This is a genomic window from Nocardia sp. CA-119907, assembly GCF_050955995.1.
Taxonomy (GTDB): domain Bacteria; phylum Actinomycetota; class Actinomycetes; order Mycobacteriales; family Mycobacteriaceae; genus Nocardia.
In genome coordinates this window covers 5,102,951-5,125,462 of record NZ_CP192091.1, presented here as the reverse complement: position 1 = coordinate 5,125,462, position 22,512 = coordinate 5,102,951, and the positions used below count along the sequence as shown (strand labels likewise).

The following is a 22,512-nucleotide window of genomic DNA, read 5'->3' as shown; positions in this document are numbered from 1 at the left end:
CCATACCACCCACTGCGAGGAGCGGACCATGACACAGCAGGTCGCTGACCATATCGTGCGGCGGCTGCGGGAATGGGGCGTCGAGCAGGTGTTCGGATACCCCGGTGACGGCATCAACGGGCTCGTCGCCGCATTCGGGCGCGCCGACAACAAACCCGCGTTCATTCAGGCGAGGCATGAGGAGATGGCAGCGTTCCAAGCTACCGGATTCGCAAAGTTCAGCGGCAAAGTCGGTGTCTGCACGGCGACATCGGGACCTGGAGCCATTCACCTTCTCAATGGGTTGTACGACGCCAAACTCGACCATGTTCCGGTTGTCGCGATCGTCGGGCAGACCGCGCGCAGCGCAATGGGCGGCAGCTATCAGCAGGAAGTGGATCTGCAAAGCCTGTTCAAGGATGTCGCGGCCGACTATCTGGTCGAGGTCAATGTGTCCAGCCAGCTGCCCAACGCGCTCGACCGCGCCTTCCGCACCGCGCTGACCCGACATGCCCCGACCGCGGTCATCATCCCCTCCGACCTGCAGGAAGAGCCCTACGCGCCGCCGACTCATGCTTTCAAACAGGTGCCCTCGAGCCCTCCAGCGGCCGGCACGACGGCGGCGACGGTGATACCGCCGCGCGCCGAGATCCAGCACGCCGCCGAGATCATCAATGCCGGATCGCGGGTCGCGATCCTGATCGGCCAGGGCGCGCGTTCAGCCGCCGACGAGGTCGTACAGGTCGCCGAACTCACCGGAGCGGGCATCGCGAAAGCACTGCTCGGCAAGGACGTGCTGTCCGACGACCTGCCGTTCGTCACCGGCCCGATCGGGCTGCTCGGCAGCCGGCCCAGCTACGAACTCATGCGCGACTGCGACACCTTGCTCATTGTCGGATCCAACTTCCCGTACACCCAGTTCATGCCCGAGTTCGATCACGCGCGCGCGGTACAGATCGACCTCGACGGCACCATGATCGGAATGCGATACCCGACCGAGGTGAACCTCGTCGGCGACGCCAAAGCGACACTCGCCGAACTGATTCCGATGCTGGAGCGTAAGCCCGATCGGTCCTGGCGGGAGGTGATCGAGGACAATGTTTCGCACTGGTGGCAGACGGTCGAGCGACAGTCCATGCTCGAAGCCGATCCGGTCAATCCGATGCGTGTGGTGTGGGAGTTGTCCCAGCGGATCCCTGACGACGCGATCGTGACCGCCGATTCGGGGTCCTCCACCAACTGGTATGCCCGTTGCCTGCGGTTCCGCGGCCGCATGCGCGGCTCTCTGTCCGGCACCCTGGCCACCATGGGCCCAGGTGTCCCATACGCGATCGGCGCGAAGTTCGCCCATCCCGATCGCCCGGCGATCGCCCTGGTCGGTGATGGCGCTATGCAGATGAACGGACTCGCGGAGTTGCTCACCATCGCCCGCTACTACTCCAGTTGGGCCGACCCGCGGCTGATCGTGTGCGTATTCCACAACAATGATCTGAACCAGGTCACCTGGGAACTGCGAGCCATGGGCGGCGCACCCAAATTCGAGGAATCCCAAACACTTCCCGACGTCTCCTACGCCGATATCGCCCGTGTCGCGGGACTCGCCGCGATCGCCGTCGACAGCCCCCACCAACTCGGCGAGGCATGGGATAGCGCATTGCGTGCCGACCGGCCGTTCCTGCTCGACGTTCGCTGTGATCCCGAAGTTCCCCCGATCCCACCGCACGCCACGTGGGAGCAGATGAAAGACACCGCCGAGGCGGTGCTGCGAGGCGATCCCGATGCCTGGCACCTCATGGTGCAAGGCGCCAAAACCAAAGCCCAGGAGTTCATTCCCGCACACCACAAGTGAGGACATGATGGACGAGCAAACAGAACAGGACGTCGTCGATCTGCTGACCGCGCAACACGAACAGATCACCACCCTGCTCGGACAGCTGAAATCCGGACATGACGACAAACAGGACGTGTTCAACGAACTAGTGCGGTTGCTGGCCGTGCACGAGAGTGCTGAAGAAGAGATCGTGCACCCCGTGGCCGAACGCGCCCAATTCGGCGCCGATCAGATCGTGGAACCCAGATTGGCCGAAGAAAACGAAGCCAAACACGCCCTCGCCGAACTCTACGACCTCGGTGTCGACCATCCCGATTTCGATTCCAAGCTCACCGAGTTCGCCGACGCGGTCGCCGCGCATGCCGCACATGAGGAGGCCGAGGAATTCACCTTGCTACGCAGGCAGTACTCGGTCAACCAGCTCACCCACATGGCAGGGTCGGTGCGCGCGGCCGAGGCGGTGGCGCCCACCCGTCCACATCCGCACGCAGGCGAATCGGCACTGGCCAATCTGATAGGCGGCCCACCGCTGGCACTGTTCGATCGAACCCGCGACGCGGTGCGTGATTGGTCCCGCTCGCAAGAACGGTGAACCAGGATCTGGCGTGCTGGCGTATCGAGGGCTGTTTCCTCCCGGGCTCGAAAAAAGCGGTTGGAGCGGGGGAATCACCGCTGGCGATCAGGACATGATCGGTCTCACCCAGTATTCGTGTTCCTGCCCGGTTTTCAAACGGGCAGGAACACGATGATCTCAGAGAGTGTCGAGCCAGGTGAACATGTGGTGGAGCAGGGTGGAACGGGCGCCGTAGGCACAGTGCTCCCCGGCACCATCGGCGCTGTGGAGGGAGATCAGCGTTGCGGGACAGGTCAATTCGCGGTGTAGGCGTTCGGGCTGGCCGGCGAAGAAGTGGTCGTTGTCCGGGGCGAAGATGAGGGTCGGTGCCGTGACGTGCTGGGCGAGGCCGTCCAGCGTGTATTCCCTTGTGCGGCGCAAATATTCGGAGATGGTGTCGGTGCCGAACGACCATGGGCCGTTGCGCAACGCCCACCGTGTGCCGGTGTGGTGGGCCATCATCAGACGCGCCACCGGATCCGCGACGTCATCGCGGCCGGCCAGTACCCACTCGGCCGCGATGGGTGGGATGCCGGCGAAGTTCACGTCGTAGTAGCTGTAAATGCCGCCGTCGAGGATGAGTCCGGCGACGCGGTGCTCGAATGCGGCAGCCCGCGGGGTCAGGAATCCGCCGAGGCTGTAGCCGTAGAGGTAGATGCGCTCGGCGTCGACTTCGGTTCGCGCCACTGCGTAGTCCACGACCGGGGTGAGGACCGCTTCCCAGTCGGGGCGGAAGAACAATCGCTGATGCCGCAACGCGGCACCCTGACCGGGGCCGTCGTAGGCGAGGACGTTGTAGCCGCGCGGCAGTGCCGCGGCCGCGAGGGCGAAGTATGCCTCCTCGGCGGGGGAATCGAAGCCGCTGGTGAGGATGATGGTCGGTCGAGGTGCGCCGGAGTCGTCGGCGAGGAACAGCAGACCGGGCAGATAGGTGTCCTCGTAGGGGATTTCGACTGCCTCCACCGGTGTATCCATGAGTTCGGCGGCTTCGGCAAAGGTGTCCTGGGCTCGCGCGAACAGGTCCTTCGCGATGGGATCGTCGAACGGATCGTCGCGACGAAAGAACTCGGCAGTGCGGTAGTAGTTCGAGGCGCGCAGCAGCGCCTGTCTACCCCCGAGGGCGCGAGCCCGGTCTCCCGCGGCGGTCCACTGTGTGCACCACGCCGCCTCGTCGCCGTCCGGAACGGCGCGCGCGACAGCCAGAACCTCGCCGATATCGGCGCCGCCGAACTCGGCGAAACAGGCTGTCCGCAGCGCCTCGAAGGCAAAGGACTCGTCCTCGAACAGGAACTTCACGGGTCTCTCCTTACGTCTATCCGCGTACGTCAACACGATGACGTATCGACGTTAGGGAACATTAAATGACGACTACGTGTAAACGCAACCGTATCGCCGTGGCATGATCGGGGCATGACAGCCGAAAGACGCCGTCCCGCGGGGGCGGCCGTGATGCAACCGCAGGTGACCGAGGCCATCACCGAGGCGGTGTTGGCCGAATTGGCCGAGGTCGGCTACGGCCGGCTTTCGATGGAGGCGGTGGCACGGCGGGCGGGCGTCAGCAAGCCAACGGTCTACCGGCGATGGCGATCGAAGGAGGAGATGGTGGCCGCACTCGCCTCGACTCTGGCGGTCGCGGCCGCCGAGACCCCGGACACCGGCACCCTGCGCGGCGATGTGCGAGCCTATCTGGAGTCGGCGGCGGAGATGCTGTCCCATCCCTTGGCGGCCAGGGTGATTCCCGATCTGTTGGCGGAGGCGTCGCGCAATCCGATACTGGCGCAGTCTCTTCTGATCGGTGCCCGGGATACACGGCGGGAACGAGCCGCCGACATGCTGCGGCGGGCTATCACCCGCGGCGAGCTACCCGCGGAGCTGAACATCGATCTGGCGCTGGACGTCCTTGCCGGACCGCTCTATTGGCGACTGATGATCGTGGGGATCCCGATCGAGTCCGACTATATCGGCCAGCTCACCGACCTCCTCATCGCAGGTTGGCAGGGCTGAGTCATACGAGCACCAGCCTTCGCGTCCGGCTCGGCGAACGGCGGGGCTGGTGGAGTGGGCCTGCGCGAGCTGGACTCCTAATGCGCCGAGGCTGCTGCAGGCGGGAAGCAGGCTGGAGCCGAGTTGGGGGACGGTCCGGGACAACGCAATCGGTTGCGGCAGCCCCACGCGCGGGCGACTCGGCGCAACAGCGAGCAGACCGCGCGATAGGCTCGGTCGCCTACGACACAGGCCTGGCACCCCGGCAACTTCGCCGCACGCGGAATCGCGTCGCGCAGCGGACCGGTTGTACCGCCTCGGTGGAATCGGTGCCGACCAGCCGTGCCGTGCGCCACCCAGGGCGGGAGATGTTGCCCCAGGGGTGAAAGCGATATCCACCTATGGTGGCTATTCGGGACGAGCGCCGGCGCCCAAGATTCTTGTCAAGGCTGCTAGCAACGAAGCGGCAGACCTCACCCATCGCGCGCCGATACCCGAACCAGCTTTCCAGGAGTTCACGAATGCCGTCCACCTTTGTAGCGGATGCTCGCGATCGAGCCGATGCCTACCGCGCTGTGGCTTTCTCCGCGAGGAGGGCTGCGAACTGGTCGCGGAGGCGGTGAGCTGCCGTGCACTCGACCCCGACACGCGGGCGGTGGCGGTCCGGCTACCGTTCCGTCCGGTGGCCGATCGAGCGGTGCCGTTCCCGTATTCGCCCGGACTCGAGTCCCTGCGGGCGTTCTTCGGCTGCCCATCCGCCGGAGCGATCGCAGCACCGGGCGCGTGCCGCGCGCTGCGCGCAACATGCGGCGAACCAAATCCTTCCGGCGAGGCTGTCGAACGAGACGGTGCCGCCATCGGCAGTGAGTCGCCAGCATTCGCTGGATGTGGCGGCGCGAGAGCCCGTCGATACCCGAGCAGTCGTAGCACGCCGGCCAGCACCGTTGGACTGCAATGCGAGGGGGCATAGATCGTGTGGCAGTGGGGTCGGGCTTTCGCCGGAGGGGTCGAAGCCGCGTCGTCGGCTAGCTGGCAAGTCGACAATGCGCGAGCGCCGATTCTCGATTCCGACCAACCTGCGCAGATTGCCCACAACGCAGGCAAGGCAGTCGTGAACACCCTCCGGCCGCCACTGATGCCAGGGTCGACGTTCGGGAAATATCGCCTGCGGCGGCTGATCGGTTCCGGCGGGATGGGCAGGGTATTCGAGGCACTCGACACCACCAAGGGTCGGGTGGTCGCGGTGAAAGTGCTGCCCGAACAGTTGGCCGACGATCCGGTCTATCGGGCCCGGTTCCGGCGCGAATCCCACATCGCCGCGCTGCTGCAGGAGCCCCACGTCATCCCGATCCACGACTACGGCGAGATCGACGGGCTGCTCTACATCGATATGCGACTCGTGCACGGCGATAGCCTGCGCGCCGTGCTGAGAACCCACGGCCCGCTGCCGCCCGAGCAAGCTGTCTCGGTGATCAGCCAGATCGCAGCCGGACTCGACGCCGCCCACCGCGATGGCCTGATCCATCGTGACATCAAGCCGGACAATATTCTGCTCACCCACGACGGGTTCGCCTACCTGGCCGACTTCGGCCTGGCCAACACGAACACCGACGAACGCCTGACCCAGACCGGATCGGCGATCGGCTCGTTCAACTACATGGCCCCAGAACGTTTCCGAACCGGCCCGGCCACCCCGGCTGTCGACGTGTATGCCCTGGCGTGCGTGTTGCACGAATGCCTGACCGGCACCCGCGTTTACTCGACCGACGGCGGCGACGCCGCCATCATGCGGGCCCACATGATCGAACCTCCACCCCGAACGAGCAGGCAGGCACCGGGAATCCCGGTCTCGATCGATGCTGTCGTCGCGCGCGGCATGGCGAAGTCGGCCGATGAACGCTATGCCAGCGCCGGCGAACTGGCCGCCGCCGCCCACGCCGCACTTGCAGCGTCTACCGGCGTCGCCGAAGAAGATGGTCGCCGCGCCGTACTCGAATGCGAGCCCACCGCGGCGGCGTATCCCACACCCCGGGCGACCTCCACACCCGAGGCGAGATCCGTCCCGGCGCCTACGCGCCACCCACGCCGCCTCTGGATCGCCGCTGCTGCGGCCGTCCTGGCCGTCGGCGCCGTCGGAGCCTGGCCGCTGTTCCACAAGCCCGCACCACCGACCCCGGAGCCGGTGGCGAAATCCGAATTCACCGACGACGACATCACCCTGCTGAAGCTCCTGCAAGACCCGTACAACCGCACCATCTGTCACCACCTGAACCCACAGGCGATTCTGGGAGAGAAAGCCCATCTCGTCTGCGACGAGATTCCCGAAATCCGCGTGCCCAGCGGGGAGTTCTATCTGTTTCCCAATGCCGACGCACTGGGCAAGGCTTATCACGGCCTGGTGGTACAGACCAGCAACTGTCCGGGCTATCCACCCGGCCCCGACGGCCCTGCGACGAGGGGCGGCAGGGAGGTCGGGCGAATGGCCTGCTTCACGAATACCACTACGACACCACCGACCTCGGGGGTGATCCAAACCGACGACGCGGCCATGAGCATGGCGGTCTTCTCCTTCACCGAGTCGGTGGGCGGCAGTGCCAGCTTGTACTGGACAGTGCACGACACAGGAGAGGGGAATTCGCAATTCCGGACCCATCCGAGGGATCCGGACTTCTACACTCAGGCCGACCGCGATCTGATCGCCGAACTGCCCAAGGCCTACGACCCACGATACTGTCGACACGAGGCGCCCGAGAGCGATGCGACCGCCGTCGTTCGATGCTTCGGCAACGAGTCCGGTGCGCCGACAGCAACGTTTTTCCAATTCCCCGATCATCCGATCGCGACCCAGTTTTTCGATGGTGTCATGAGGAAATCCGGCGGGCGCGCGTGCGACGGTGCAACGGTTCCGGAGCAACCGTGGAGTCGAAATGGCGCGACCGTCGGCCGGTTCACCTGCATCAGCGATCCTTTGCCGACGCTCGTTGCGTTGGATCAGAGCAGCGACATCGCCATCCGAGCGGTATCCGTCAGTCCCGATTCCCCCTCCAACCGTCCCAAGACCGATCAGGGATTGTTCGATTGGTTCAAAAAGAACTCGCTGTAGACGCCGATATCTCCGCGGCATCGGCAAACCACCGTCGACCATACGTCGATAACTCGCGTGATGCGGACTGACGAAGTCAACTGGCCTTCGATGCCGATGCGACGTGCGAACTCGGTCGGTCCGGGCGGTGGCTGCTGTCCGTCGCGATCCTCACCAGCACCGGCTGAAGCAGGGGTGGTAGCTCCGGATGGATCCTTGGGGTCGGTTGTTCGCTGGGGGAACGGTCGGTTGTTCGCTGGGGGAACGGTGTCCGGCCTCGATGCCGATGCGCTTCGTGTCGCAGGGTGGGTTGCCCGGGGTGCCGCAGCCAGGCCGCCCTGGTTCGGGGCTGGGGCCGGGGCATCTCGGATAGATCTCGGAGGAGCCTCCGCGACCTGGCGAACCACCCCCGCTGCCCGGTCGGGAACTGAATCAGCAGTCGAAGCGAGGGCACCGAAGCACCGGCGGATGCCCGTGGCTCGGCGGTGCGAGATCGAACGACGACGCGGAGGCCGCCGGGGGTGTCGATAGCGGTAGCGACCCGGACATCCCCAAGACGCTGGGGCCGAACAGCATGAGTCCACCGGTAAGGGTCATCGACAACAGGATGCGGCGCCGGGCACGTGAGCACATTTGCCTGCCGGGCGTCCGAGGGATCGATTCGTGGCTCGAGCCCGGGCTCTGCGGGGCAGGGGTCGGCCGCCCTGACCGCGACTCGGTCCCGGGACGAGAAGCCAGAAACTGAACAGCAAGAGGCATCTGGATCACTTCCTGAGGGCGGTATCGATCACGACGGGCACAGGCCCAATCCTCGTCTGTGAACGGATCGCGCAACACCCACCCCAGGGTGAAAACCCGCACCCTCCCCGACCGGCTGGCCGAATCGCAGGATATGTGCACCGACGTGCGAGCGGGGACCGGAAGTTCGAGTCCTCTTGGTCCCACCGAGGATCCGACACAGCAAGCACAGCAGCATGAAACCGACTGCATCCAGTCAGCGTCGACGACGATCCGGATGCTGCGGCATGCCTCAATAGTCGAGGGCGTGTGCCGGTTGGCAGACATCCATGGGGGAGGGCAGATAGCGGGCGATGGCGTCCAGGAGCGTGGCGGTGTCATCGCTCGTGGGCGTTGCACCACAGAGGACGGGGACGACGTCACCGATGCGGGTGAGGTAGCGGATGCGGTCATGCAACTGGTCGAGCGGGATGTCATACCGGGCGGGGGAGGCGTTCGGATTCGAGGGGGCTTGTTCCATGACCGTTTTCACGAGGTTGCCGTACCACCGCTCGACGATCTCCCAATGGCTGCCGTAGAGTTCGGCGGCCAGCGGTTCGAGTGCACACAGCGGGAGCAGGTCGATGACGCCTTCGAACGTGGGGTCGGCGCCGATGGGGATCTGCAGCGTCAGTGGGACCGCGCCGCGGGTGTCGGCGATCGTGCGGAGGCAGCGGTCGAAATCGGCGGCGGGGTGGTCGAGTCCGTAGATCAGGCAGAGGCGGGCGACCTGGTAGTCGTCGGCGACCCGGAACATCGTCTCGAGGCGCGGTGTGGGGTACGCGGCGGCGTTCACGACCGCGACCACACCGTCGGCTACGCGGATGGACCGCTCCAGGTCCGCGACGGGCGCGTGGCTCGTCAGCTCGGCGATCCGAATCGTGTGCTCGACGCCGCCCGTCGTCCAACCGACCGTGGCCCGGGTGCCGGAGCCGGGCCGGCCGGAGCGGCGGCGGAGGAGGTGGGCCACTCGGGTCGTCTCGTCGGGGTCGCCGATGATGGTGACGTTGCGGATTGTCTGTGGATCAATGGCTTTGGCGCCCATCGCTTTGTGGTACTCCAGATCGACTCGAGGTGTCGGGACGTCCTCGGTCCGGACTCACCGTACCTCCGCCCGCGGATTGCTGGAGTGGAATTCGGCCCCAAAGTAGAACGTGTTCCTATACCGTCGGGCTGTGCAGAAAGAACAACGGCCCGCGGTGGCAGACTGGTTCACTGCGGACGACGGCGTGGTGCGTCTCAAGGGAAGTCGCTGCAAGGATTGCGCCACACCGTATTTCCCGCGGAACACGCTGGCCTGTCGGAATCCGCGGTGTTCCGGTCCGAGGGATGGCTCCGAACTCGTCGAGTATCTGTTTTCCACACGTGGGCGGATCTGGTCGTATGCGGACGCCCGGTACAAACCTCCGGCGCCCTATGTCTCGCCCGATCCATTCGAGCCGTATGTCGTTGCGGCAGTGGAACTCGAGGTCGAGCAGATGGTGATTCTCGGGCAGGTCGTGCGCGGCCTCACGGTGGACGACCTGGCCGTCGGCATGCCGGTCGAATTGACTCTCGGCACGTTGTACGCCGACGAGGAAGCGGAGCACACGGTGTGGATGTGGAGGCCGGTCAATGACTGACACGAATGATCGCGACATCGCCGTCCTCGGTGCGGGCATGCACCAGTGGGGCAAGTGGGGGCGCAATTTCGTCGAATACGGACTCGTCGCCGCCCGCGCGGCGCTGGCCGATGCCGGGGTGAACCACCTCGACGTCGGCTATATCGCCGGCGCGGACACCATCCGCAATGGATACCCCGGGTTCGTTTCGGGCGCGACTTTCGCTCAGGCGCTGGGGTGGTCGGGTGCGCGGATCTCGAGCAGCTATGCCGCCTGTGCCTCCGGTGCGCAGGCCATCGCCAACGCACGCGCCCAGATCCTGGCGGGGTTGTGTGACGTGGCGCTGGTGGTGGGCGCGGATGCCGCCCCGAAGGGCTTCTTCCAGCCGGTCGGCGGTGAGCGCCGCGATGATCCGGACTGGTTGCGTTTCCACCTGCTCGGCGCTACCAATCCCATCTATTTCGCGCTGTATGCCCGTCGCCGGATGGCGCTGCACGGTGCCACGCTCGACGATTTCGCCGCGGTCAAGGTGAAGAACGCCAGGCACGGCCTGAACAACCCGTATGCCCGCTATCGCAAGGAGGTTTCGGTCGAGGAGATCGCCGCCTCGGCGATCGTCTCGGACCCGTTGCGGCTGCTCGACATCTGCGCCACCAGTGACGGCGGGGCCGCACTGGTGTTGACGTCGATGGAGTACGCGCGTCGGCACGGCGTCGCCGACCCGGTCCGCATCCGGGCGCTGTCGACGGTCACGCCGACGTTTCCGAAAACCGTTCTCGATCTGCCGGATTTCGCGACGGACTCCGCTGTGGCCGTCGAGGCCCCACCTCGCGCGTTCCGTTCCGCCATCGCGCACGCCGCGTACGAGGAGGCCGGGCTCGGTCCCGCCGACCTGTCCTTCGCGGAGGTCTACGACCTGTCCACCGCGCTGGAGCTGGACTGGTACGAGGACATCGGGCTCTGCGAGACGGGCGGCGCGGAGGAACTGTTGCGCAGCGGCGCAACAACATTGGGCGGACGCGTGCCGGTGAACCCCAGCGGCGGCCTGGCCTGTTTCGGTGAGGCGATCCCCGCGCAGGCCATCGCCCAGATCTGCGAGCTCACGTGGCAGCTGCGCGGCCAGGCCGATGGCCGCCAGGTGGACAACGCTCGCGCGGGTATCGCGGTGAACCAGGGCCTCTTCGGCCACGGCTCGGCCATCATCGCGACCCGCTGACATCGCGGGTCTTTCCGGAGCACTCTCCGAAACCCGGGCCATGCCCGGGTTTCGTGGTCCAGGTCGCTCGCGGTGCGCACCACGCCCTCGTCGAAACAGCGCACCGTCAACTGGGCTGAGGCGTAGGAAAATTGTGCGCCTTGTCCGGCTCGGACGCTGCCAGCATCTCGTCGCGCTCGACGACCTTGACCCGCTCGCGGCCCTGCGGCTCGCCCAGGGCACGCTCATGCGCGTCGAGGCGGTACCAGCCGGCCCAGGTGGTGAACGGGATGCCCCTGCCCTCGAGAAACTCGGTGACGGCTTCCGGCTCCGGCTCGGCGGCCGGGGTGAAGTTCGGCGCGTCGTCGAGCAGGCAGGCGATGGTCTCGTTGGCGTCGCCCTTGGTGTGGCCGATGAGGCCGACCGGTCCGCGCTTGATCCAGCCGGTGACATAGGTTTGCGGCAGGTAGCGTTCGGCGCCGTCGGCATCCTCGTTCACCAGCACGCGGCCGGCTTCGTTGGGGACGGTGCCGGCCTGGTCGTCGAAGGGCAGGGCCGGGATGTTCTGCGACTGGTAGCCGACCGCGCGGTAGACGGCCTGGACGTCCCAGTCCTTGAAGACGCCGGTGCCCTTGACATTGCCGGTGCCGTCGAGCTGGGTGCGCTCGGTGCGCAGGCCGACGACCTTGCCGTCGGCGTCGCCGAGGATCTCCGCCGGGTTCTCGAAGAAGTGCAGGAACAGCTTGTGCGGGCGGTCGCCGACATCGCGAATTGCCCACTGCTCCAAGGTGTTGCAGATCGTGTCGACCTGCTTGGAATGGCGGCGCGCCGCCTCGGAGCCCTCGTCGTAGTCGATGTCCTCGGGATCGACGATGACCTCGATGGTCGGGGAGTGGTCGAGTTCGCGCAGCTCGAGCGGAGTGAACTTGGCCTGGGCAGGACCGCGGCGGCCGAACACGTGCACCTCGACCGCCTTGTTCGCCTTCAGGCCCTCGTAGACGTTCGGCGGGATCTCGGTCGGCAGCAGCTCCTCGCCGGTCTTGGCGAGTACACGCGCCACGTCCAGGGCGACGTTGCCGACGCCGAGCACGGCGACCTTCTCGGCCTCCAGCGGCCAGGTGCGCGGCACATCCGGGTGTCCGTCGTACCAGGACACGAAGTCCGCGGCGCCATAGGAGCCGTCCAGGTCGATGCCCGGAACCTCCAGCGCGCGGTCGGCATTCGCGCCGGTGGAGAAGATCACCGCGTCATAGAACTGACGCAGATCTTCGAGGGTGATGTCGGTGCCGTAGTCGATATTGCCGAGCAGGCGGACCTGCGGCTTGTCGAGCACCTTGTGCAAGGCGGTGATGATGCCCTTGATGCGCGGGTGGTCGGGCGCGACGCCGTAGCGGATGAGGCCGAAGGGCGCGGGCATGCGCTCGTAGAGGTCGATGCCGACGCCGTCGAAACCGGCTGGGGCATCGGACTTCATCAACGCGTCGGCGGCGTAGATACCGGCCGGTCCTGCGCCCACGATCGCAATGCGGAGCGGGCGGGTCGCCGCACTCTGTTCGGTCATCATGGTTCCCTTCAATGCCTTTCGCCACCGTCAGGTGCCGCGACCCGTCAGCTGATTACGCGCTCATCCCGCGATATGACGCCGGAACTTGCGGGCGGTAGACCGCACGGGTGAGCAGCACGTAGACGGCGGCGGCGACGGCCGGGCCGAGCAATGCCGACAGGTCGGCGCCACCGAGCGCGGCAGCGACCGGTCCCTCCCACGAGGCGGTATGGATGCACAGGCCCGCCGATACGCCGCCGAGAATGATCGCGGTAACTCCGGCGAGATTGAAACCTGCGGTGTACCACTGTGGGCTCGTCGACCGTTCGTCGTTCAGGGCGCGACCGTCATATTTGTTGCGGCGCAACACGATATCGGTGGCGTAGATGGCGACCAACGGACCCAGGACCACGACCGTGAGTTCCAGCCAGCGACTCAAGGTGGCGAGGAAGTCATCGGCGACGAACAACGCGTAAAAGGTGATCGCGCCACCGAGGACGCCGTCGATGAATACCGTCTGCGAGCGCCGCATTTTGACGCCCAGTCCCTGCAGGCACAGGCCGGACGAATAGGTGGTGAGGACGTTGGTGGTGATCGCCCCGACGACGATCACGGCGAGGAACACCGGATAGAACCACCCCGGAAGGATGGTCTTCAGCGAAGTCTGGGGATCGTTCATGTCGACGCTGGTGCCGGCGACCACGCCGATGATCCCCAGCGCGACCGCGGGCACGAATCCGCCCAGGGCGGTCCAGCCCAGCACCGCCTTCTTCGACACCGACTCCGGCAGGTAGCGCGCGTAGTCCGCGCCGACGGTCCAGGACAGCGGCGCCGACGCGATGAGCGCCACCCCGACGAGCAGTGCCGACCACAGTGGTCCGCCCGAAAGTGGCTGCGCGGGAGCATAATCGAACTGCGCATGCCCGAATACGAAGATGCCGAGCAGAACACAGCAGACGATCAGCGCGGAGGTGAAGAACGGGCTCAGCCGCACGATCGTCGCATGACCGTAGATGCTGATCGTGAAGGTCAGGACCGCGATCACGCCGACGATCAGCAGCTTGACCGGTGTCGAGAGTGAGATTCCCAGGTGCTCGGCCAGTGCAAAGGCCGCGAGTGAACCGAACGAGAGGTTGATGGCCTCGTAGGAGATGGCGATCAGCCAGTTGAGGCCGGCTCCGAACACTCGATTGCCGCGAATGCCGAACATGGAGCGCATGATCACCACGCTCGGCGTGCCCGCCGCCGGGCCGCTGACCGCGAGCGTGCCGACGCCGAGCCAGAATGCGTTGCCCACCACGACAACTGCCAGCGCTTGCCACAACGACAGGCCGAGCAGCAGGGCTGTGCCGCCGAGCACGATGTAGATGTAGGCGACATTCGACGCCGCCCAGATGGTGAACAGTTCGCGCGGTGTCCCGCGTCGCTCCTCCGGCGGGACGAAGTCGATCCCGCGGACCTCGACGTGTCCGAACGTATCGCCCGATGGTCCTGGTGCCGGATTCCTGGTTGTGATGTCCTTCTGCTGACTGGTCACCGCGCGCCTCCGAATACCCTCTGCAGCTTCCGTATTCGACGTGTCCGCGACACGTCTGCGGTGAAAATATCGCTGCGGGCGTCATCGTCCGGTCATCGTCCGGACATCAGGGCGCATATTCTCAGGTGGCGCGTTGTTTCACGATGCGGCGCACGCTGGTTCGCGCATTTGCTCTCGGGTAGCGTTGGGCCGCAGTGGAATTGATGTAATCCGTCTCCGGTGTGCTCACTGGGGAGGGGTGAGGGCTTTGCGAAGCAGATCGGCCAGTTGCTGTTGTTCGTCGGGCGTGAGGTTGGCGACCGCGCGGCGGGGGAAGTCGAAGGAATCCTCGAACGCGTCGTTGACGGCTTCGCCCGCGGGCGTGCGCTGGATCCGGCGGAAGCGTCGATCCGAGGGATCCGGCCGACGCTGGACCAGAGAGCGGGCCTCGAGGCGGGTCACGATCTGGGTGATATTGGAAGCGTCGCAGCCGAGTTCCTCGGCGAGTTCTCCCATACCGCGGGGTACGCCGACCCGGCCCAGGACGCAGGCGTGGGCCATGCTCATGCCGTGCTCGTGGGCGGCGTCCTCGAAGGCGTGGTTGTAGGCGTCCACGAATTCGAACATCACGCGTTCGACGTCGGTGGATGTGCTCACGGGACCTGCCGGTACTGCCATGTCGAAAATTCTAGGCCACGTCTTGACGGAGGTACTTGATTGGATAAAGCACTTGTGACACGATCGTCCTTGATCCAATCAAGTATTTGCGCACACAGTCCGGTGCGCGACTCGATCAAGCAAGGAGTAGATGGTGAGCACTCTGTTCGAGCCGGTCTCGATCGGTCAGTGGCAGCTGCCGAGCCGCCTGGTGATGGCACCGATGACCCGCAACCGGGCCACCCTGGATGGGCTCGTCACCGAGCTCACCGCCGAGTACTACGCACAGCGCGCGAGTGCGGGTCTGATCATCAGCGAGAGCATTCAGCCCAGCGTCATCGGCCAGGGCTACTTTCTGACCCCCGGCCTGCACAACGAGGAGCAGACCAACGCGTGGCGCACAGTCACCGATGCCGTGCACAAGGCGGGCGGGCGAATCATCGCGCAGCTCACCCACTGTGGCCGCATCGGCCACCCCGCGCTCTACCCCGACAAGGTGCTGCCGCTGGCCCCTTCCGCGGTCGTGTCCGGTGAGCAGCTCTTCACCCCCGACGGGATGATCGACCACCCCGAGCCCCGGGAGATGACCGCCGCGGACATCGCCACCACGATCGCCGACTTCGCCGCCGCCGCCCGCAATGCCATCGCGGCCGGCTTCGACGGTGTCGAGGTGCACGGTGCGAACGGCTATCTGCTGCACCAGTTCCTGGCCGACAACACAAACCTGCGCACCGACAACTACGGCGGGTCGATCGCCAACCGCATCCGGTTCGTCACCGAAGTGGTGGCCGCGGTGGCCGAGGCCATCGGCGCCGACCGCACCGGTATCCGGCTCTCGCCCGGCAACCCGTTCAACCACATCGAGGAAGCCGACCCGGCGCCGCTGTACAGCGAGTTGCTGACCAAGCTCGCCGACCTGGACATCGCCTACGTGCACATCGTCGAGGGCGGTGACCGCGAACTGACCACCAAGCTGCGCGCGGCCTGGTCCAACGGGCTCATCCTCAACCCGCACCGCACTCCCGACGCCTTTCCCGCGACCGTCGACGCCGCCACCGAAGCGCTGGAATCCGGTGTGGCGGACGCGATCTCGCTGGCCACCCTGTGGCTGGCCAACCCGGACCTGGACGCCCGGATCAAGGCGGGCGGGCCCTACAACACCGCCGACCAGGCGACCTTCTATGGCGGCGACCACGTCGGCTACACCGACTACCCGACCCTGGGCTAGGTCACCTCGGCCTGAAATCGCCACGGCCGCCCCGATTCCCGACCCTGTCCCCGGGCGGAATCGGGGCGGCCGTGGCGCGCCCGGACCATTTCAGCCGACGCCCGCGTCGGCCCCGCGCAAGGAGCACCACAGGACATGAAGGCACTCGCACACGACAGGGGCAGCCCGCACATGCTGCGTGCGGCCGACGCGCCCGCGCCGGTTCCCGGACCGTCCGAAGCGCTGATCGAGGTCGTGTCGTTCTCGTTCAACTTCGGGGAGGTCGCCTTTCGGGTACCCGACCTGCCCGACGGGACGATCCCCGGCTGGGATGCCGCGGGCATCGTCGTCACCCCCGCGGCCGACGGTTCGGGTCCGCCCGCGGGCAGCCGCGTGGTGACCTTCGGCTGGTCCGGCGCCTGGGCCGAACAGCGCGCGGTCGACACCGCGCAACTGGCCGTCGTGCCCGACGCGCTGGATCTGGGCGCCACCGCGGCCTTGCCGGTCGCCGCGGTCACCGCGCTGCAGGCGGTGCGGCGGCTCGGGCCAATTGTCGGTCGCCGCGTGCTGGTGACCGGGGCATCCGGCGGCGTCGGCCGATACGCCGTGCAGCTCGCGCGCCTGGCCGGTGCGCAAGTCATTGCCTCGGTGGGCAATCCGGGGCGCGGGATCGGTCTGACGGAATTGGGCGCCGCCGAGGTGATCATCGGTCCGGAAGCGCTGCACGGCCGGGTGTTCGGGGTGATCGACAACGTCGGCGGCCGGCAACTGGCCGACGCCTATCTGCGGCTCGAATCCGGCGGCACCGTCGTGGCCGTCGGCAAGGCATCGGGGGAGGCGACCACCATCGACTTCGAGGAGGCCCGCATGCGCGTCGACCGTGGCCGGATCGAGACGTTCGTCATCGGGACTCCGCTCGGCGGCGATCTCGCGGAACTCGTCCGTTTCGCCGGGCGCGGGGACCTCGATCTGGCGATCGGATGGCGCGGCGACTGGATCGACTACCGCCAGGCCGCCGACGCCCTGGTGAACCGCGGGATCCGGGGCAAGGCGGTCCTCGACATCCGGCGAACGGATGGGTGACAGCCTCGAAAAAGCGCTCCTACCAGCAGCATCGATCTCCAGTGTCTCGACGATGAGCGGTCGGTGAGAGGCCCCTGGATACGTTCACACCGTGGCTGGGCGCGAACGGGCGGAAGGCCACTGGCACCAGCTGTACGAGCAGAGGAGACAGGCCATGACCAGCCGTGGAGACAACCGCGCCGTCGTATTGGGGGGTGGGCTCGCCGGTTTGTTCGCCACCCGCGTGCTCGCCGACCGGTACGAGCGGGTAATCCTTGTCGACCGAGACCACCTCACCGGCCCGAATCTGCTGCGGCGTGGCCTGCCGCAGGGACACCATCTGCACGGTCTACTGTCGCGCGGTCAGCAGATCGCCGAGGAGCTCTTCCCGGGCGTGACCGACAAGATGGTTGCCGACGGTGCGGCCATCGGTGATGCCTCCAAGGATGTGCGCTGGATCATCAACGGCAAGCGCCTTGTTCAGGTCGATTCCGGACTGGTCTGTCTCACCGCCAGCCGCCCGTTCTTCGAAGCGCACATTCGCGAGCGGGTGCTGGCCCTGCCCAATGTCGAACTCGCCGAACAGTCCGACATCAGCCGCCTCGAGGTGGTCGAGGATGGCAAGCGGATCGCCGGGGTCTGGGTTTTCCCGGAGAACTCGCACGAAACGCTATTGGCCGCCGAGCTGGTCGTGGATGCCTCGGGGCGTGGCTCCCGGGCAGCCGTGTGGCTCGAGGACCTCGAGTACGGGCGCGTCGAGGAGGAGAAGCACAAGATCGGCATGGGATACGCCACGCGGTACTACCGCATACCGGACGAGGCGTTCGGCGACGACATCTCGATCAATACCGTGGCCTCGGCCGGTGTGCCGCGCGGGTGCATCTGCCAAAAGATCGATGGCAACCGCGCCATCGTGACCGCCTACGGCATCCTCGGCGACCACCCGCCGACCGATCCGGAAGGCTACCTGGCGTTCATCAAAACCCTTGCCGCACCGGATATCTACGAGACACTGCAGCACGCTGTTGCGTTGAACGACCCGGTCGCCTACAAGTTCCCCACCAACCTGCGCCGCCACTATCAGCGCATGACCGCCTTCCCGACCGGGTTCCTGGTGATCGGTGACGCGGTGGCCAGCTTCAACCCCAGCTATGCCCAGGGCATGACCGTCGCCGCCATGGGTTCGACCGTGCTGCGCAAGCATGTGCAGGGCGGGGGTGAGATCGATCCGCTGGCCTACTTCCGTGATCTGGCCGCCGAGGCCATCGACGGCTGCTGGGACATGGCGATCGGCGCCGACCTCAGCTACCCCGAGGTCCAGGGCGAGCGGACGCCGGAAATCCTCGAGGCGCACGCCTTCATCGCACAGGTCCAGGACGCGGCCAGCCGTGACGGCGAGGTGTCGCGGGCCTACCAGCGGGTCATCGGCCTGGCCGACCATCCGAGCGTGCTGCACGAGCCGCACCTCGAGGCCAAGATCCTGGCGGCGTGAGACCATGACACTGGAACGAATTCGCCTGGGCGAGTTGACTTTCGACGTCGATATCGAGGGACCCGCGAACGGCCCGGCCGTACTGCTGCTGCACGGCTTCCCGCACAGCCGCCGGTCCTGGACCGAGGTGGCGCCCATCCTGCACGAGGCCGGGCTGCGCACCGTCGCCCCGGATCAGCGCGGCTACTCCGACGGTGCCCGGCCGACGCAGGTCAGCGAGTACGCGCTGCCGAAACTGGTCGGTGACGCGCTCGGCATTTTGGACGCGCTGAGCATCGACTCCGCGCACGTGGTCGGTCACGACTGGGGCGCGGCCGTGGCGTGGTATCTGGGTGCGCGCCACGCGGATCGGGTGCGCAGTCTGGTCGCGCTGGCCATCCCACATCTGGACGCCTATCAGCATGCGTACCAAGTCGATACGGAGCAGCAGCACAGCTCCCAATACGTCGAGTTCCTCATGTCCGAGGACGCCGCGGCGCAGTTCCTCGCCGACGATGCCGCCCAGCTGTGGGCGTGGTTCGCCCAAGCGGGAGACGGCGTCCTGACCGCGGAGCAGGTGCGCCGCTACGTCACCAAGCACAGTGAGCCGGGCGTGCTGGACGCGGCGCTGAATTGGTATCGCGCCAACAATCTGCTCGGTGAGCCCTTCGGATTCGGCCCGGTGTCGGTTCCGACGACGTTCGTTTGGAGCGTTACGGACACCGCTGTGAGCAAGCTCGCGGTCACCGCGACCGCCGAGCATGTCACGGGACCGTATCGCCTGGTGACGCTGGAGAAGACCTCGCACTGGCAGCCACAGCAGGCGCCGGAAACCGTTGCGGGAGAGATCTTGAACCTGGTTCGGGCGGGGGAGGTCGAGAACCGATGACCGCGGTCGGAACCGAGCAGGAATACGCCGAACCCTATCTGCGCGGAGTCCTGGCCACGGCCGGGCTCGATGTCGAGTACACCCGGGGCGAGGCGAATACCCTCTACTACAACCGTGACGGACGCGAGGTCGGCGTGCTCGACTTCGTCGGCGGATACGGCTCGACGCTGCTGGGGCACAGCCATCCCGAGCTGATCGAGTACGCCCGCGAACTGCTGGCCGGCCAGACGCCGATCCACGCCCAGTTCTCGCGGCACCCCTACGCCAATCGGGTGGCGGCCCAACTGAACCGGATCCTGCGCCGGGATCTGGACTCCGACGAGAACTACTACGCGATCTTCGCCAACAGCGGCGCCGAGGCCATCGAGGCCGGGATGAAGCACGCTGAACTGGAACGCTTCTCGCGGATCGCTGGATTGCGGGCCGAGATCGAGGCCAGTGTCGCCATGGCCCGCGCCGCGGTCGAGGGCGGCCGGGCGCGCGCCGAGGACATCGACGCCCTGGTGGCCGCGGTGAACGAGCACAATCAGGCGCTGTTCGACAGCACGCCACTGTTCCTCACCCCGGTCGGATCCTTCCACGGCAAGCTCGCGGGCAGCGTGCAGCTCACCTACAACCCGATCTACCGGACGGTCTTCTCGGCGCTGGCGGCCCAGGCGCGGTTCGTTCCCATAAACGAACCCGGCGCTCTCGACGAGATCGTGGCCGCCGAGCGTCGCGACCTGCACGACCTGGAGATCGCCGACGATCAGGTGCGGGTGGTGTCCCGGCCGTTCCCGGTGTTCTGCGCCCTGGTGCTCGAACCGATTCTCGGGGAGGGCGGAATTCACGAAGTGCCGGTGGCATTCGCGAAGGACGTGAATCGGGTCGCCGCCGATCTCGGCATCCCGGTCGTTATCGACGAGATCCAGGCCGGCATGGGCCGCACCGGTGCGTTCCTGTCCAGCAGCCACCTGGGGTTGCGCGGCGACTACTACGCCATGGCGAAGAGTCTGGGCGGCGGCATCGCCAAGGCCGCAGTGCTTTTGGTGCGCGAGTCGCGCTACCAGCGGGATTTCGAGATGATGCACAGCTCGACCTTCGCCAAGGACAGCTTCTCCTGCCTGATCGCGGAGAAGGTGCTGACGATGCTCGAGGCGAACGACGGCGAGGTCTACCGCACGGCGGCCCGGCGCGGCGCCGAACTGCTGAACGCGCTACGCGCGCTGCAGGCCGAATATCCCACCGTGATCGCGCAGGTGCGGGGCCGGGGTCTGATGGTCGGACTGGAGTTCGCGAACCAGGCCGAGTCCCCCTCGCAGGTACTCCGCGAACTCGACGGCGGTGGCTTCTTCGGCTACTACGTGTCCGGTTTCCTGTTGCGCGAGTACGACATTCGCACCTTCCCCACCTCTAGTGCGGTGTACACACTGCGTTTCGAGCCGTCGGTCCACCTCGACACGTCCGAAATCGATCGGCTCATCACCGCCCTGCGCGAGGTGTGCCGTGAGATCCGGGACGCGGGCGGTACGCGACTGGCGGCGATCGCCTGAGCGGGCGAGCGGACAGAAGGAGAGACAAGCAATGATCGAAACCTTCGATGTCGAGCGGGTGACGCCGGACGATTCGAGGTACGGCGTGCTCGGCGCGAGTTTCAATGGCCGGTGGGCCGGCGCGCCGGAGTATGTGCTGCTGCCCAAGACGGCCGACGAGGCCGTCGCGTCGGTGCAGCACGTGCTCGATCGCGGGGTGCGGTTCGCGCTGCACAGCAGTGGCGCCTGCTACGAGGACCTGATCGCCAACCCGGAGAACCGGGTCATCATCAGTACCTCGCAGCTGAATTCGGTGGACTACGACCCGCAGCGCAAGGCCTTCGCCGTTGGCCCCGGCATCACCACCGCCGACCTGTACCGGAAGTTGCACGAGGGCTGGCATGTCACCGTTCCGGCGGGCGTCGGTCCGCCGGTTGCCCTCGGCGGCCAGATGACCAATGCCGGTTACGGCGCGCTGTCGCGACAGCTCGGGCATCTGGTCGACTACCTCGAGGCCGTCGAGGTAGTGATCGCCGACGCCGATGGCCGCGCACGCAAGGTCGTGGCGACCCGGCAGGTCGACGATCCGCAGCGCGAGCTGTGGTGGGCGCACACCGGTGGTGGTGGCGGCACCTACGGGCTGGTCACCAAGTTCTGGTTGCGCTCGCCCGAGGCGCAGGGCAGCGCGCCCGCCGACCAGTTGCCCACCGCGCCAAGGGAACTGATCATCTCCGAGGTCGCCTGGTCCTGGGATCAGCTGACCGAGGAGTCGTTCGGCAAGCTGCTCGGCAACTTCACCGCCTGGCACGAGCGGAACGCGGGCGTCGATTCGCCGTACCTGAATCTGTTCAGTGCGCTGAAGCCGCGGCACATCTCGGCCGGCGAGTTCCTGATGTCCTCGCAGATCGATGCCGCGACCCCGAACGCCGAGCGACTACTCGACGATTTCCTCGCGGCCATCGCTGACGGCACCGGCCTGACCTACCGCGTCGATGTGCGCGAGCGGGTCGACTGGCTGGCCCACGTGACGGCCTGGGCGAGCCTCGGCGGCGACGGCTGGGAGGGCAAGGGACGGTTCAAGGCCAAATCGGCGTATTTGCGCACCGCGATGCCCGCCGATCAGGTACGGGCGATGTATCGCAATCTCACCGATCCGGAGTACGACAACCCCGCCACCCTGGTGGAGATCGCCGGATACGGCGGCCGCGTCAACACCGTTGACTCCTCGGAAACCGCTGTACCCCAGCGGGATTCGGTGATCAAGATGCTGTACCTGGTGATGTGGGCCACCCCGGAGGAGGACGCGGCCCAGCTGGCCTGGATCCGCCGCTGGTACGGCGACGTGTACGCCGCGACCGGCGGTGTCCCGGGCGTCGGCGGAGCCAATGATGGTGCGGTCCTGAACTACACCGATGCCGACCCGCTGGACCCGGCGCTGAACGGTTCGCCGATTCCGTGGCACGAGCTGTACTTCGGCGCGGCCTACCCACGGCTGCAGCAGATCAAGGCGAAGTGGGACCCGGCCAACCACTTCACCCACGCCTTGGCCGTGCGCGGCCGCAACTGACCGACCACCGGATCGACCTGGAGGCATC

The 22,512-nt window shown here is 66.6% G+C and carries 17 protein-coding genes; 12 read left to right on the top strand and 5 right to left on the bottom strand.

Features of this window, described 5'->3' with window-relative positions:
* Positions 1-28 precede the first annotated feature (28 nt).
* Positions 29-1,828: a thiamine pyrophosphate-requiring protein gene (locus tag ACQP2D_RS22435; RefSeq protein WP_433677872.1), complete on the top strand. Its 1,800-nt coding sequence runs from the start codon at positions 29-31 to the stop codon at positions 1,826-1,828.
* Positions 1,829-1,835: 7 nt separating this feature from the next.
* Positions 1,836-2,402, top strand: coding sequence for a hemerythrin domain-containing protein (locus ACQP2D_RS22430; RefSeq protein ID WP_433677871.1), 567 nt, complete (start codon positions 1,836-1,838; stop codon positions 2,400-2,402).
* Positions 2,403-2,561: 159 nt separating this feature from the next.
* Here the strand turns inward: ACQP2D_RS22430 and ACQP2D_RS22425 are convergent, their stop codons facing one another.
* Entirely contained in the window at positions 2,562-3,719 is a 1,158-nt protein-coding gene (locus tag ACQP2D_RS22425; protein ID WP_433677870.1) for an alpha/beta hydrolase family protein, read from the bottom strand.
* A gap of 114 nt (positions 3,720-3,833) precedes the next feature.
* On the opposite strand from ACQP2D_RS22425, the gene ACQP2D_RS22420 reads away from it, so the two are divergent.
* Together ACQP2D_RS22420 and ACQP2D_RS22415 are read left to right on the top strand one after the other, a co-directional pair.
* On the top strand, positions 3,834-4,427 hold the full coding sequence (locus ACQP2D_RS22420) for a TetR/AcrR family transcriptional regulator (RefSeq protein ID WP_433677869.1): 594 nt from the start codon (positions 3,834-3,836) through the stop codon (positions 4,425-4,427).
* 1,114 nt (positions 4,428-5,541) lie between these two features.
* Positions 5,542-7,509 carry a serine/threonine-protein kinase gene (locus tag ACQP2D_RS22415; RefSeq protein ID WP_433677868.1) on the top strand — a complete coding sequence of 656 codons (1,968 nt, stop codon included), beginning with the start codon at positions 5,542-5,544 and terminating at the stop codon, positions 7,507-7,509.
* A 1,009-nt stretch (positions 7,510-8,518) separates the two neighbouring features.
* On the opposite strand, the gene ACQP2D_RS22410 is transcribed toward ACQP2D_RS22415, so the two are convergent.
* The gene (locus tag ACQP2D_RS22410) at positions 8,519-9,310 is read right to left on the bottom strand and encodes a GTP-binding protein (protein ID WP_433677867.1); all 792 of its coding nucleotides are present in this window, start codon (positions 9,308-9,310) and stop codon (positions 8,519-8,521) included.
* A gap of 130 nt (positions 9,311-9,440) precedes the next feature.
* Between ACQP2D_RS22410 and ACQP2D_RS22405 the strand changes: the two genes are divergently transcribed.
* Both ACQP2D_RS22405 and ACQP2D_RS22400 read left to right on the top strand, forming a co-directional pair.
* Complete coding sequence (locus ACQP2D_RS22405) at positions 9,441-9,887, top strand: Zn-ribbon domain-containing OB-fold protein (RefSeq protein ID WP_433677866.1); 447 nt, start codon at positions 9,441-9,443, stop codon at positions 9,885-9,887.
* Positions 9,880-11,082 (top strand): lipid-transfer protein, encoded by a 1,203-nt coding sequence (locus ACQP2D_RS22400; RefSeq protein WP_433677865.1) that lies wholly within the window; start codon positions 9,880-9,882, stop codon positions 11,080-11,082. Before ACQP2D_RS22405 ends, ACQP2D_RS22400 begins: the two co-directional genes overlap by 8 nt.
* Before the next feature lie 106 nt (positions 11,083-11,188).
* Here ACQP2D_RS22400 and ACQP2D_RS22395 read toward each other — a convergent pair whose 3' ends face one another.
* From ACQP2D_RS22395 to ACQP2D_RS22385, 3 genes are all read right to left on the bottom strand, one after another.
* Positions 11,189-12,622: an FAD-dependent oxidoreductase gene (locus ACQP2D_RS22395; protein WP_433677864.1), complete on the bottom strand. Its 1,434-nt coding sequence runs from the start codon at positions 12,620-12,622 to the stop codon at positions 11,189-11,191.
* A 55-nt stretch (positions 12,623-12,677) separates the two neighbouring features.
* Positions 12,678-14,141, bottom strand: a complete 1,464-nt coding sequence (locus tag ACQP2D_RS22390) for a purine-cytosine permease family protein (protein ID WP_433677863.1) — start codon at positions 14,139-14,141, stop codon at positions 12,678-12,680.
* A 225-nt stretch (positions 14,142-14,366) separates the two neighbouring features.
* Entirely contained in the window at positions 14,367-14,798 is a 432-nt protein-coding gene (locus tag ACQP2D_RS22385) for a MarR family winged helix-turn-helix transcriptional regulator (RefSeq protein WP_433677862.1), read from the bottom strand.
* A gap of 133 nt (positions 14,799-14,931) precedes the next feature.
* Here ACQP2D_RS22385 and ACQP2D_RS22380 point away from each other — a divergent pair, with 133 nt between their 5' ends.
* From ACQP2D_RS22380 to ACQP2D_RS22355, 6 genes are all read left to right on the top strand, one after another.
* The gene (locus tag ACQP2D_RS22380) at positions 14,932-16,005 is read left to right on the top strand and encodes an alkene reductase (protein ID WP_433677861.1); all 1,074 of its coding nucleotides are present in this window, start codon (positions 14,932-14,934) and stop codon (positions 16,003-16,005) included.
* A 135-nt stretch (positions 16,006-16,140) separates the two neighbouring features.
* Entirely contained in the window at positions 16,141-17,067 is a 927-nt protein-coding gene (locus tag ACQP2D_RS22375) for a zinc-binding dehydrogenase (protein ID WP_433677860.1), read from the top strand.
* A gap of 154 nt (positions 17,068-17,221) precedes the next feature.
* Positions 17,222-18,538 (top strand): FAD-dependent oxidoreductase, encoded by a 1,317-nt coding sequence (locus ACQP2D_RS22370; protein ID WP_433677859.1) that lies wholly within the window; start codon positions 17,222-17,224, stop codon positions 18,536-18,538.
* A 4-nt stretch (positions 18,539-18,542) separates the two neighbouring features.
* Complete coding sequence (locus tag ACQP2D_RS22365; RefSeq protein WP_433677858.1) at positions 18,543-19,406, top strand: alpha/beta fold hydrolase; 864 nt, start codon at positions 18,543-18,545, stop codon at positions 19,404-19,406.
* Positions 19,403-20,938 (top strand): aspartate aminotransferase family protein, encoded by a 1,536-nt coding sequence (locus tag ACQP2D_RS22360; protein WP_433677857.1) that lies wholly within the window; start codon positions 19,403-19,405, stop codon positions 20,936-20,938. The genes ACQP2D_RS22365 and ACQP2D_RS22360 overlap by 4 nt, the downstream gene beginning before the upstream one ends.
* A gap of 31 nt (positions 20,939-20,969) precedes the next feature.
* A complete protein-coding gene (locus ACQP2D_RS22355; RefSeq protein WP_433677856.1) occupies positions 20,970-22,484 on the top strand; it encodes an FAD-binding oxidoreductase in 1,515 nt (504 codons plus the stop codon).
* Positions 22,485-22,512: the final 28 nt, after the last annotated feature.

Coding starts and splice junctions, on each gene's coding strand:
- ACQP2D_RS22435 (WP_433677872.1), top strand. CDS start 29: ATGACACAGCAGGTCGCTGACCATATCGTGCGGCGGCTGCGGGAATGG.
- ACQP2D_RS22430 (WP_433677871.1), top strand. CDS start 1,836: ATGGACGAGCAAACAGAACAGGACGTCGTCGATCTGCTGACCGCGCAA.
- ACQP2D_RS22420 (WP_433677869.1), top strand. CDS start 3,834: ATGACAGCCGAAAGACGCCGTCCCGCGGGGGCGGCCGTGATGCAACCG.
- ACQP2D_RS22415 (WP_433677868.1), top strand. CDS start 5,542: ATGCCAGGGTCGACGTTCGGGAAATATCGCCTGCGGCGGCTGATCGGT.
- ACQP2D_RS22410 (WP_433677867.1), bottom strand. CDS start 9,310: ATGGGCGCCAAAGCCATTGATCCACAGACAATCCGCAACGTCACCATC.
- ACQP2D_RS22400 (WP_433677865.1), top strand. CDS start 9,880: ATGACTGACACGAATGATCGCGACATCGCCGTCCTCGGTGCGGGCATG.
- ACQP2D_RS22395 (WP_433677864.1), bottom strand. CDS start 12,622: ATGACCGAACAGAGTGCGGCGACCCGCCCGCTCCGCATTGCGATCGTG.
- ACQP2D_RS22385 (WP_433677862.1), bottom strand. CDS start 14,798: ATGGCAGTACCGGCAGGTCCCGTGAGCACATCCACCGACGTCGAACGC.
- ACQP2D_RS22375 (WP_433677860.1), top strand. CDS start 16,141: ATGAAGGCACTCGCACACGACAGGGGCAGCCCGCACATGCTGCGTGCG.
- ACQP2D_RS22370 (WP_433677859.1), top strand. CDS start 17,222: ATGACCAGCCGTGGAGACAACCGCGCCGTCGTATTGGGGGGTGGGCTC.
- ACQP2D_RS22365 (WP_433677858.1), top strand. CDS start 18,543: ATGACACTGGAACGAATTCGCCTGGGCGAGTTGACTTTCGACGTCGAT.
- ACQP2D_RS22360 (WP_433677857.1), top strand. CDS start 19,403: ATGACCGCGGTCGGAACCGAGCAGGAATACGCCGAACCCTATCTGCGC.
- ACQP2D_RS22355 (WP_433677856.1), top strand. CDS start 20,970: ATGATCGAAACCTTCGATGTCGAGCGGGTGACGCCGGACGATTCGAGG.